General features: G+C 59.0%; 10 protein-coding genes and 1 riboswitch. Of the genes, 7 read left to right on the top strand and 3 right to left on the bottom strand.

Features of this window, described 5'->3' with window-relative positions; translation table 11 throughout:
- Positions 1-296: 296 nt before the first annotated feature.
- From P9236_RS29785 to P9236_RS29775, 3 genes are read right to left on the bottom strand one after another with little or no spacing between them, the layout of a single operon-like run.
- The gene (locus P9236_RS29785) at positions 297-1,352 is read right to left on the bottom strand and encodes a hypothetical protein (protein WP_063169411.1); all 1,056 of its coding nucleotides are present in this window, start codon (positions 1,350-1,352) and stop codon (positions 297-299) included.
- On the bottom strand, positions 1,349-3,415 hold the full coding sequence (locus P9236_RS29780) for a hypothetical protein (protein WP_063169412.1): 2,067 nt from the start codon (positions 3,413-3,415) through the stop codon (positions 1,349-1,351). Before P9236_RS29780 ends, P9236_RS29785 begins: the two co-directional genes overlap by 4 nt.
- A gap of 2 nt (positions 3,416-3,417) precedes the next feature.
- Positions 3,418-4,755, bottom strand: coding sequence for a metallophosphoesterase (locus P9236_RS29775; protein WP_063169413.1), 1,338 nt, complete (start codon positions 4,753-4,755; stop codon positions 3,418-3,420).
- A gap of 491 nt (positions 4,756-5,246) precedes the next feature.
- Here P9236_RS29775 and P9236_RS29770 point away from each other — a divergent pair, with 491 nt between their 5' ends.
- From P9236_RS29770 to P9236_RS29740, 7 genes are all read left to right on the top strand, one after another.
- Entirely contained in the window at positions 5,247-5,510 is a 264-nt protein-coding gene (locus P9236_RS29770) for a hypothetical protein (RefSeq protein ID WP_082826710.1), read from the top strand.
- 317 nt (positions 5,511-5,827) lie between these two features.
- A riboswitch (TPP riboswitch) is annotated at positions 5,828-5,944 on the top strand.
- Positions 5,945-6,047: 103 nt separating this feature from the next.
- Positions 6,048-7,883 carry a phosphomethylpyrimidine synthase ThiC gene (gene thiC, locus P9236_RS29765; protein ID WP_063169414.1) on the top strand — a complete coding sequence of 612 codons (1,836 nt, stop codon included), beginning with the start codon at positions 6,048-6,050 and terminating at the stop codon, positions 7,881-7,883.
- Positions 7,880-8,881: a glycine oxidase ThiO gene (thiO, locus tag P9236_RS29760; RefSeq protein WP_063169415.1), complete on the top strand. Its 1,002-nt coding sequence runs from the start codon at positions 7,880-7,882 to the stop codon at positions 8,879-8,881. The genes thiC and thiO overlap by 4 nt, the downstream gene beginning before the upstream one ends.
- Complete coding sequence (gene thiS / locus P9236_RS29755) at positions 8,850-9,047, top strand: sulfur carrier protein ThiS (protein WP_024504260.1); 198 nt, start codon at positions 8,850-8,852, stop codon at positions 9,045-9,047. Before thiO ends, thiS begins: the two co-directional genes overlap by 32 nt.
- 1 nt (position 9,048) lies before the next feature.
- Positions 9,049-9,822 (top strand): thiazole synthase, encoded by a 774-nt coding sequence (locus tag P9236_RS29750; RefSeq protein ID WP_024504259.1) that lies wholly within the window; start codon positions 9,049-9,051, stop codon positions 9,820-9,822.
- Positions 9,819-10,424: a thiamine phosphate synthase gene (locus P9236_RS29745; protein WP_063169416.1), complete on the top strand. Its 606-nt coding sequence runs from the start codon at positions 9,819-9,821 to the stop codon at positions 10,422-10,424. The genes P9236_RS29750 and P9236_RS29745 overlap by 4 nt, the downstream gene beginning before the upstream one ends.
- Complete coding sequence (locus P9236_RS29740) at positions 10,415-11,230, top strand: hydroxymethylpyrimidine/phosphomethylpyrimidine kinase (protein WP_063169417.1); 816 nt, start codon at positions 10,415-10,417, stop codon at positions 11,228-11,230. The genes P9236_RS29745 and P9236_RS29740 overlap by 10 nt, the downstream gene beginning before the upstream one ends.
- The last annotated feature ends 56 nt before the right edge of the window (positions 11,231-11,286 follow it).

Raw genomic sequence — 11,286 nt, 5'->3', positions numbered from 1 at the left:
AATCCTGCAATTCCAAAGCCGCTATCCGCCTCAATCAACAGGCCAGATCAATGGCTTGCGGATAGTTCACGGCCGACTCACTATTTCTATGCTGAACAGTCTCGCCTGAGTATATGTTTTAGCTAGTCGCTAATTAGACGGAATTCTGCCAGTCTGCATTCCCCCCTGATCTGATGTAGAGCAGCTTCCAAGTGGGAATTAGCCCCCCATCGACCGGATCGGGCGACACGAACATGCGCTGAAGGCTTGGCGGAACGGCTACTGGGACCATGATGCTACTCGAATGCAAGATAGTGTCAGAACGTCCCGGGAAGGCTGCAGGCAGGGGATGTCAGGTCAATCAGCCTATAGATATGATACCGCCCATTCGCTGAGACTTCACGATGGGCATAGGAGGTGGGAATTCTTGCCTTGAGATGGACGCGGCTGTCGGAGCAGGCGAGCACGGCAGCAGCGATGGCCTGAACCTTCGGGCCGCTGACAAAAACGTTCACCACCGCACGCGAGCCGAACCCGTCGAGATACGTCTCGAAAGCATCGAGGTGGGCCATCAGCCCGAAAGCCTGGATGTCGCGAACTTCGCCATCTTCGAGCCGGTGGGTTTCACGTACCTTGGCCACCTGTTGATCGAGCAAAGCATCGATATGCGCATTCTTGTCGCTTCTTGGGACGAGGAGCGAGATCCGTTCCGGACTGACGATATCGATCAATCCGTAGAATACGTCGGCATCTCCTCCGATCCCCACGAGCAGGACTTTCTCTTCGCCCATTCCTCCGCTGCCTTGAAGATGAGGGACGGTGACGTATCGGTCCAAGCCGCTGGAAAAATCCTCTTTGCCGATCGCGTTCCCGTAGATACCTTCGGCGTACCCGAATTCGAGAGACTGAATCGACATTTTCTTGAATGCCACCGCAATCAGCCATTGGATGTAGATTCGCGGCATCGTCGAGCACTCGACGAAAACCTTCCGCAGGCTTCCTTCGTATGAGCCACATGAAGCGGCCATCTGAGTGAGCAGGTGATCGAGGAGATTGATGTTCTTCTGATACTCGATGGAAGGCTCGAGGGTGATCACAGTCACTTCGACGCCCCATCGGGTACCCATAGCGATGAGCTTTCGCCGGTTTTCTTCGACGGCTGGGACGTTCGCTTCCTTCAGAGCAAAGTCCAGAACCACGATCTTGCCGACCTTCAGGTCAAGATGGTTTTCGAACGCGGCGAAACGCGTTTCCCATCCAAGCGCGACGATCGCGATATCTGCCTCCATCGTTTCGCAGGTACCTGCATCTCTCGCCTTCTCGGTGACGGCCAGATGGCCGAAGACTCGATACTCGACAGTTGAAGCGGTCATTCGAGATCGCTCTCGAAAAGCGAGTGCTGGAATTCGGTCTTGAGTGCGGGCCGCGCGACGAGCTCCTTAAACACCGAGTCGGCCCAGTCTTCTGGGAGCCGATGCCTGGTAAAAAGCAGGTCGACCATCCGCGCCGCAGGGATTGTGTTGATTTCGTACGGGCCGCGATAGGAGAACCCGAAGTAAGGTGCAAATCGCCGATGCAATCTGATCATCATCTCCTTCGATGCGGGGTCGGCGCGGTCCACCTCAAAGTTGCCGGCGGCGGAGACCTCCCGGATAAACCCATCCCTTTCCGCCCGACGCAGGACCTCGTCCAGTTTTCCGCTGGGTTGCTCCAGTCGGTTCACCAGCGAGCGCATTTCCTTTAGATCAACCCTGAAAATGCCTCTCTCTGTCGTTCCTAGAGCATTTTCTTCGGCAAACTCTGTCTGGAGGCGAGCGGTCAGGTAACCCAACGCCCGCACCATGCGCACGCTCTCTTCTTCGTACGGATGTGAAAGCGCCTGAAGTCCATCAAGCTTCCGTTGAGAGGCGGCGTTCACAGCCTGTCTCTGCTGTTCGAGATGAATCTGTAAATCCGAGTTGATGAATTCCACCAGTTTTCGTGGATCACTGGAACTCGGAACACTGCGGCGGAAGATCTCTCCCATTATATCAAGGAAATCGCGTATACAGACGTCGCTCAATGATGTGATGATCTGGTGCCCTACGTACGGGTAGTCATGCAGACGCAGCATCTGGCACGCTTTCAGAAAAGCCCATCCCTGTTTCCGGGCGATCGACCTCTTCAGATTTGAAGCATCCGCCTTGCTCATGGGCCGGCGCTTAATTTCCGGGTTCATGAGCGCGAGCGCCAGCCCTTCGGCATAAGGGCGCGCTTTTCGATCAAGAAGGAATTGCTGCTGATCCGCCGTCCTCAAATTCACGGAGAGGAATTCACGTGCTGCATCAGCAAGTGCCACAAGCTCTTCTCTGCCCTCGGAATGACCCGATATGATAACCCGCTCGATGATGTCATTGACGGAAAGCCGCCCCAGCCGGTTTTTGAGCGAAAACGCGCTGAGCGCATCGTTGCGCTCGAGATCACTCCGCAGATGGTCAGGAAGCGCATAGTACAGCCGAAGCGACGACACGTTCTCGCACAGCGTGGCGAACTCCCTCGGATCGACTGAATCAAGATTCTCGACGTCCCGGTCAGCATTCGAGAGCGACTGGCCGGGTATGATCGTCCGGATCGTGTCGTAGAGGCCGCCGATGTAGGCGAGGACCCATTTCACGTTGCCGCGCGTCTTTCTCACCAAGGTGTTCAGGAACTGCTGTTGGAGCGGTGTCAGTGCTTCACAGTCGTCAATCAGTATCTTGAAGAAGGGCGCCCTGTCACCGGCGAAAGATGGGCCATTTAAAAGTGGAGTGATCGCGGTCGCGACCTTGTTAATGATCGCGCCAGGGTCTGTTGCTCTGAAGCCGGTCGCTCCGGCATCGGCGGCAAAGAAGAACGCGTTGAAGCATTCGTCGACGTACCGGGTTATCCCACCCCGCAGCTCATCGATGCTGAAGAAGTCGAGACGGGCAGGTTGGGGTATGAAGTGCAGCACTTCGCGATGCAGTGCCAGGGCGACGTCCCTATCTTCGGAGGCCCGGTATTTCAAGTGGCCGTCGCGTCTGAGCTGGCCGATGCTCTCGAGCAGGCGTTCGACTATCTTCAGCTCCAGATAGTGAGAGAAGATTACGAATTGCCGCGGGATCACGGCGGCCGTGTCGAAGCGTATCCGCTCCGGAATGAGGTTCAGAACGGCGTTGTCGATTAGGGGCGAGAATGTCTCATTGAGCTGGAAGAAGACGCCATACCAAGCGAGCTTGCCGACTTGGTCCGAGAGACTTTTGTCTTCAAGAATATGGACTGTGGAAAGCGAGCGAAGAATGCTGGTCTTGCCGCTGCCTCTCGTCCCTGCGACGAAGACCGGCTTGGCGGCGGCAGAAATCAACGCCGACTTCTGACTGAACCACAGTATCGGGCGGCTTTCGTACTCGATCCTGTTGGGGCCGAACGGATTCTCCATCGCTATTCGTCCCTTACCTTAATGCGCCAAGCCGAGTTTGCCTTGGTGAGGCCGTCTATCTCGATGAAGCGCGCCGCTTGGAGCATCAGAAGAGAGTCTTCCAGATCTAGCCCGAGCTCGGCGGAGGCAGCAATCTCAGTGATCTCGTCCCAGAAGAGTAACCCATTCCCGCGCCTGGTGGCATGGTCGCGCAGTCGGCGCAGCAGGTCAAACGTGTCGTTGTTCAGAAAGGCCTTGCCGTTGGACATGGTCGAAATAAAGCAATGTTCGCCTTCCATGACCGTCCCGTCGGCGACATTGGTGCGGTAGGGTATAAGTCGGATGCCGACGAGCTCTCCCTGATCGGTCGTGAAGAAGACGAGCTCATTGAAACCTGACTGTATCTCTGGTGCTGAGATGCAGATCAATTTGCCGTCCGGAAACCTTGGATCGTTGACGATCTCGACCGGATCAGCATGTATGTGTCCATGCAGGTAGACGATAGGCTTGTTGCCCTGCAGCAGCTGAGTTCTGACAAATCCGCTGTTGAGCATCTCCGCGTATGGCGTAATGCGCGGAGTCTTTTGTGGCAGCAGATTGTGATGGCCGATTATGATGCCGTAACGCATGTCGGGCTGCTGGAGCAATTCCTGTAGGCCTGCAAGCATCTCACGCGAGATGTATGGCGTGTCCATCTGACCGTAATACTCGTCGTCGGACGCCTCCTTGTCTGGATCGCTGGGAGGTGTCGCGGGCGAATGTCCCGAGATGTCCGGCGAGCCGAGATCTAGAGGCTCTGTAGAAGGACTGAGTGCCTCGAGACGATCACGAAGGAACGCGGGAAGGTTTTGAAGCTCCCAACTGCCTATCGCTGTGTTGACGAGGATGAAGTTTGCGCCTGCGGATCCTGTCGGAAGTCTGAAGTGCACGGGTTGGTCCACGGGAACGGTCTGCCAACCCAAGCGGGCGGCTAAACTCGCCATTTCGCTGAATTTCTCAGTCGGTCCAAGTTCGCGCGCGTCATCACGGTTCACATCGTGATTTCCCGGTACGAATATCAACGGAAGCGCCTTTGAACTGCGTCCCTGTGCGCGGCAGAGCAACGTGAAATGCTGGAATGCCGAAGCAATGAAGGTCTTGTCGCCACGGCTCGTGAAATCCCCCATGAAGGCGATCGAATCCAAGGGCTTCGAAGTCGTCAGCCGCCGAAGTTTCGTCAAGACGGCACGCAGCGAAGACGCGCGTAGCTTCTGCGTTATTTTCGGAGCGAACTTGCTATCCTTGGCATCGATGTTGCTAGAGGAAGGATGCCAGTCCGGATAGTGAATATCGCCTACTTGAAGGATTCGCACCCGCCGCATAACTCGCCCCCCTGCCGAGAGCCATAGACTAATCCGTTCGCTTTTGCCAAGCGCGAACGATCATCCGCAGTGTCCTTAACGAGGTAGCCTGCACTTTTCGAGAATTGCCACGGCGGCTATTTTTCGGCTGTGAAGCACACGAGACCCGTGACGTGAGACCCAGTTGCTCAATGCCCAGTTGCTCAATGAGCTTTCTTACGAATAAGGGAGAATTTCCGCGGCCGGACTATCTCTGAGCGAGCGTGCATGACTGCCAACGGAAGGTCTTGCACGCACCCTTGCGATCTTGAGCAATGGTCGCCATGACTTTCTTCTTGCAGGCTTTTGAGTGGCCCAGCCTGCGATCACCAGACCCCACCGATTCTAAAGAGCGTGGCAGATGGGATAGTCGAGGTTGCCCGTGCACAGTCACGCTCAGGGCTTGCGCCGCCCAGAGGACACGCTGAAAAGGCAGATTGGGGCGCAAGCACGCCATTCACGAGAGGTTCGACATGAAGACCATGCAAGAAAAAGACATTCCGGCATTCGTACAAGCAGTTGTGGACGCCGGCTGCAAAATTTGCGCGATTGGCAACTTGGGATACGTCTTTGGCGATGCTGATTTCACGCCAGCGCAACGGAGGGCCGTCGAGCCACAGCTGCGTAGGATTGCTGAAATCTACGGCGAACGCGATCATCTCATGAACGAGATAGCTGTATATCTGCGGTCGATCGGACGCCATGTCGAGGTTGAGCCGAAGACAGGTATTTCCTGATGGCCGTGATCGCGAGAAGCCGTCTTCCAACCTCTGAATCCTAAAGGAGGTGACCCCCAAGGCCGTTCGTCACCTTCGACCAGAATAACCACATCCGTGACCGCCTGAGCTACTTGGTCGATACGCGCACATGGCCAATACAGTTTCTCCATCCTTCACGAAGCGAATGAGGCTTTGGCCATTCAGCCCCGGTCTACGGGGCGTGACTTGTCCCCGATGCATGCGCGAGCTCTCCGCCCGGCTGGCCGCCGGTCGTCGCCACCGGCCGAAGGCGCCCGAATGCGCTTGACAAGATAGCGTCAGCCCGTTCAACCTAAGGCATTCACCAGGGGAGTCCCGGCAAGGGGCTGAGATACTGCTGGCTTTCGCGGCGCAGTGACCCGTTGAACCTGATCCAGTTCATACTGGCGTAGGGACGGTGCAAGCGCTTTGCGGGAGTTTACGCCCGAGGTCCTGTTGCAGCAGGTCTACAGAAGCGTCTTTTCATCCTTCCGGCACAGAACTGGGTCTCCAATGCATGAGCAAAGGAGCCTCACGATGAATGCCCTCACCCCCGCCGTATCGACGGGACCACTGCCCGCCTCGCGGAAAATCCACAAGCCCGGCGTCCTCTACCCGCAGATCAGGGTGCCGATGCGCGAGATTTCCGTCCATCCGACGGCCGGCGAACCGCCCGTCACCGTCTACGATCCGTCCGGCCCCTACACCGATCCATCAGTCGAAACCAGCATCGAAAAAGGCCTTGCCCGGCTTCGCCACGAATGGGTCACGGCGCGTGGCGATGTCGAAGCCTATGACGGCCGCCACGTCCGGCCGGAAGACAATGGATTCGCCACCGGCGAGCGCCTGACACCGGAATTTCCGATACGCAATCGGCCGCTCAAGGCCAAGCAGGGCAAGGCGGTGACCCAACTTGCCTATGCGCGCGCCGGCATCATCACGCCAGAAATGGAGTTCGTAGCCATCCGCGAGAATCTCGGCCGCGAGGTGATGCGCGGCAAGCTGCAACGCGACGGCGAAGCCTTCGGCGCGGCGATCCCAGATTTCGTCACACCCGAATTCGTGCGCGACGAGGTGGCGCGCGGGCGCGCAATCATTCCCGCCAACATCAATCATCCCGAGAGCGAGCCGATGATCATCGGTCGCAATTTTCTGGTCAAGATCAACGCCAACATCGGTAACTCGGCTGTCACATCGTCGATGGCCGAAGAGGTCGAAAAAATGGTCTGGGCTATCCGCTGGGGCGCGGACACGGTGATGGACCTGTCGACCGGCCGCAACATCCACAACATCCGCGACTGGATCGTGCGCAATGCGCCGGTGCCGATCGGTACGGTGCCGCTCTATCAGGCGCTGGAAAAGGTCAACGGCATCGCCGAGGATCTGAACTGGGAGGTCTACCGCGACACGCTGATCGAGCAGGCCGAGCAAGGCGTCGACTATTTCACCATCCACGCCGGCGTGCGGCTGCACTACATCCCGCTGACCGTCGACCGGGTCACGGGCATCGTCTCGCGCGGCGGCTCGATCATGGCCAAATGGTGCCTGCACCATCACCGGGAGAGCTTCCTCTACGAGCATTTCGAGGAGATCTGCGACATCGCCAGAGCCTATGACGTCTCCTTCTCGCTCGGCGACGGCCTTCGTCCCGGTTCAATCGCCGATGCGAACGACGCGGCGCAATTCGCCGAACTGGAAACACTTGGAGAACTCACCAAGATTGCCTGGGCAAAGGACTGCCAGGTGATGATCGAAGGCCCGGGCCATGTCCCCATGCACAAGATCAAGCAGAACATGGACAAGCAGCTCGCAGTGTGCGGTGAGGCGCCGTTCTACACGTTGGGGCCGCTGACGACCGACATCGCGCCGGGCTATGACCACATCACCTCAGGGATAGGTGCCGCCATGATAGGCTGGTTCGGCACCGCAATGCTTTGCTACGTCACGCCGAAAGAGCATCTCGGCCTTCCCGACCGCAACGACGTCAAGATTGGCGTGATCACCTACAAGATAGCCGCCCATGCAGCCGATCTGGCGAAGGGCCATCCGGCAGCGAAAACCAGGGATGATGCCCTTTCGCGCGCGCGCTTCGAGTTCCGCTGGGAGGACCAGTTCAACCTGTCGCTCGACCCCGAAACCGCACGGTCCTTCCACGACCAGACCTTGCCCAAGGAGGCGCACAAGCTGGCACATTTTTGTTCGATGTGCGGGCCGAAATTCTGCTCCATGCGCATTTCCCACGACATCCGTGCCGAGGCCCAGAAGGAAGGCATGGCGGCAATGGCGGCAAAATACCGGGAGGGCGGCGATCTCTACATGCAGGCGGACGAGACTGGCGTACCGGTCGTGCCAGAGGCTCCCAAACCATCATGAGGGTGCTCGTCAAAGGGGCCGGCGTTGCCGGCCTCACCGTCGCTTTCGAACTCGCCGCCCGCGGCGCGACGGTCACCGTCGCCGAGATGCGGCATGGCCTTGGTGGCAACGCGTCGTGGTTCGCCGGCGGCATGCTGGCGCCATGGTGCGAGCGCGAAAGCGCGGAGCAGCCGGTGCTGGATCTCGGACGCGATGCTGCCGACTGGTGGGATGCGGTGCTGTCGGGTCAGGTGACACGGGCCGGGACATTGGTCGTGGCCGCGCCGCGTGATGCCGGTGAGCTTGACCGGTTCGCCAGTCGCACGTCAGGGCATCGGCGCGTCGATGAAAACGAAATTGCGCTCCTGGAACCCGACCTCGCCGGCCGCTTCCGGCGTGGATTGCTCTTCCCCGACGAGGCTCACCTCGACCCACGCCCGGCGATGGCGGCACTTCATGACAAGCTTGCGACCATGGGTGTCAAATTCCACTTCGGCTGCGACGCCCGGCCTGTTTCGGGATTCGCCCGTCAGATAGACTGCATGGGAATGGCAGCGGCCGATGACAGGCTGCGCGGTGTTCGCGGCGAAATGCTGATCCTTCGCACGCCTGATGTCTCGCTGTCGCGGCCGGTCCGTTTGCTTCATCCACGCTTTCCGCTTTATGCCGTGCCGCGCACCGATCACCGTTTCATGATCGGAGCGACGATGATTGAAAGCCAGAGCGCCGGACCGGTGACGGCGCGTTCCATGATGGAGCTGCTGGGCGCCGCCCATGCCCTCCATCCGGCCTTTGGTGAGGCCGAGATCGTTGAAACCGGTGTGGGTGTCCGTCCGGCATTTCCCGACAATTTGCCACGCGTCGAAACAGACGGTGAGATCATCGCGATCAACGGTCTTTATCGTCACGGTTTTCTCCTCGCCCCCGCCATGGCGCGCCAGGCTGCCGACCTGGTTTTCAGTCAAGACAGAACCAAGGAGCATGCTCATGAAACTGATGGTCAACGGCGAGGCGCGTGAGATTGCCGCCACCACGCTGGCCGAGTTGCTTGCCGCGCTCGACTATGAGGGCGATTGGCTCGCCACCGCCGTCAACAGCGACCTCGTGCACAAAGCCAACCGCGCGGAGTTCCAGTTGAGCGACGGCGACCGGATCGAAATCCTCTCGCCCATGCAGGGCGGCTAGCATGTTGGAGCTTTATGGAACCGAGCTTTCGTCGCGCCTGCTTCTCGGCACGGCTCAGTATCCTTCGCCGGCCATCCTTGCCGATGCAGTCAAGGCATCGGGCACGTCGGTGGTGACCGTCTCGTTGCGGCGTGAGATGGCGGGCGGTAGGGCCGGCGAACAATTCTGGTCGTTGATCCGCTCGCTGGGCGCCAGAACCCTGCCCAATACCGCCGGCTGCCTCTCCGTCAAGGAAGCCGTCACCACCGCGAAAATGGCGCGCGAGGTCTTCGGCACCAACTGGATCAAGCTCGAAGTGATCGGCAATCACGACACGCTACAGCCGGATGTGTTCGGTCTGGTTGAAGCCGCCCGCATCCTGTGCGAGGACGGCTTTGCGGTATTCCCCTATACCACCGACGATCTCGTTGTCGCCGAGCGGCTGCTGGAAGCGGGCTGCAAGGTCCTGATGCCGTGGTGCGCACCGATCGGTTCCGCCTTGGGACCGGTCAACATGACGGCGCTGCGCTCGATGCGCGGATATTTCCCTGGCGTCCCGCTGATTGTGGATGCGGGGCTCGGACGGCCGTCGCACGCGGCCACCGTCATGGAACTCGGCTTTGACGCCGTGCTCCTGAACACAGCGGTCGCCAAGGCGGCAGATCCGGTCGGCATGGCGCGTGCTTTCGGTAAGGCGGTCGACGCCGGTCGTGAGGCGTTCAGTTCGGGAATGCTCGAACCGCGCGACGTCGCCGTGCCATCGACACCGATGGTCGGCAGGGCCGTTTTTTCATGAAGCTCGATCCCTTCTACCTGATCGTCGACAGCGCCGCCTGGATCGAAAGGTTGGCGCCGCTCGGCGTCAAGCTGATTCAGCTTCGCATCAAAACCATGGATGAAACCGGGCTGCGCGCGGAGATCCGCAAGTCGAAGGCCTGGTGTGTCCAACACAAAAGCCAGCTCATCATCAATGATTATTGGCGCCTGGCAATCGAGGAAGGCTGCGATTTCGTGCATCTGGGCCAGGAGGATTTGCAAACGGCCGACCTCTCGAGGATACGGGCAGCGGGCGTCAGGCTCGGATTGAGCACGCATGATCATGTCGAGCTGGAAACGGCCATGTTTGCCGAGCCCGACTATGTCGCGCTCGGTCCGATCTATCCCACCACTTTGAAGAAAATGAAGTGGGCACCGCAAGGGCTAGAGCGGATCAGCGAGTGGAAGCGGCGGGTGGCGCCGATCCCATTGGTCGCCATCGGCGGCCTCAACCCCGACCGCCTCGACGGCGTCTTTGAGGCCGGCGCCAACAGCGCCGCAGTGGTCACGGACATCACGTTGAGCTTCGACCCCGAAGCGCGCACGCGAGAATGGATCGAAAAGACGGACCGATGGCGATGAGACGAGAACCGCATGTGCTTGTCGTTGGCGGATCAGATTCCAGCGGGGGTGCTGGAATAGCACGCGACATCGAGACGATCTCTGCCGTTGGCGTGCGCACCTGTCTCGCCGTCACAGCGCTAACGGTGCAAACGCACGACGCCGTGATCGAAATCCATCATTCGCCACCCAGCATGGTGGCCAATCAGATGTGTGCCGCGCTACAGGCCAACGACGTAGCCACAATCAAGATCGGCATGCTGGCGACTGCCAAGATCATTGTTGCCGTTGCCGCAGTGCTGCGCAAATTTCCGCAAGTGCCGGCAGTACTCGACCCTGTGCTGGCCTCCACCTCAGGCCGCGCACTTCTGGAAGCAGGCGCTATCGCTGCCATGAAGCGCGATTTGATGCCGCTTTGCTGCATTGTCACGCCCAACCTTCCTGAACTGGCGCTCCTTACTGGTTCCGAACCGGCTTCGGATGAGGACGGTGCGCTCCAACAAGGACAAAGACTGCAGGCCGTCGGCCCTCAGGCCCTGCTGATCAAGGGTGGGCACGCGTCGGGTCCCCGATCGGCCGATATTCTGTTACGCTCCGATCATGAACCCATCCACTTCGACACGCCGCGCCTTGCTATATCGATGCGCGGAACAGGTTGCATGCTGGCCAGCGCGATTGCGGCGCATCTGGCGAAGGCGAAGTCGCTCGAAGATAGCGTGCGCGAAGGCAAGCTGTTTGTGTTCGAGAAGCTTCAGAAATGCCGGCTGAATAATCACAACGTTCTGCGTCCAGCCAAGCAGACCCATTTTCCAGAATTTTTCCAGTAGCGAGACTGGAGGGCTACTGCTTCTCTATGCCATCCTTACAACGCGTTGAGTTCCAC

Origin of the sequence: Mesorhizobium sp. WSM4884, from assembly GCF_029625675.1 — a bacterium.
GTDB lineage: Bacteria > Pseudomonadota > Alphaproteobacteria > Rhizobiales > Rhizobiaceae > Mesorhizobium.
Note: the sequence above shows the minus strand (reverse complement) of the source record. Positions and strands in the feature narration are given on the sequence as shown.

What these genes read in the sequence shown, in the direction of transcription:
- P9236_RS29785 (WP_063169411.1), bottom strand. Translation starts at nt 1,352, where the DNA reads ATGACCGCTTCAACTGTCGAGTATCGAGTCTTCGGCCATCTGGCCGTC.
- P9236_RS29745 (WP_063169416.1), top strand. Translation starts at nt 9,819, where the DNA reads ATGAAGCTCGATCCCTTCTACCTGATCGTCGACAGCGCCGCCTGGATC.
- P9236_RS29780 (WP_063169412.1), bottom strand. Translation starts at nt 3,415, where the DNA reads ATGGAGAATCCGTTCGGCCCCAACAGGATCGAGTACGAAAGCCGCCCG.
- thiO (WP_063169415.1), top strand. Translation starts at nt 7,880, where the DNA reads ATGAGGGTGCTCGTCAAAGGGGCCGGCGTTGCCGGCCTCACCGTCGCT.
- P9236_RS29740 (WP_063169417.1), top strand. Translation starts at nt 10,415, where the DNA reads ATGGCGATGAGACGAGAACCGCATGTGCTTGTCGTTGGCGGATCAGAT.
- thiS (WP_024504260.1), top strand. Translation starts at nt 8,850, where the DNA reads ATGAAACTGATGGTCAACGGCGAGGCGCGTGAGATTGCCGCCACCACG.
- thiC (WP_063169414.1), top strand. Translation starts at nt 6,048, where the DNA reads ATGAATGCCCTCACCCCCGCCGTATCGACGGGACCACTGCCCGCCTCG.
- P9236_RS29750 (WP_024504259.1), top strand. Translation starts at nt 9,049, where the DNA reads ATGTTGGAGCTTTATGGAACCGAGCTTTCGTCGCGCCTGCTTCTCGGC.
- P9236_RS29775 (WP_063169413.1), bottom strand. Translation starts at nt 4,755, where the DNA reads ATGCGGCGGGTGCGAATCCTTCAAGTAGGCGATATTCACTATCCGGAC.
- P9236_RS29770 (WP_082826710.1), top strand. Translation starts at nt 5,247, where the DNA reads ATGAAGACCATGCAAGAAAAAGACATTCCGGCATTCGTACAAGCAGTT.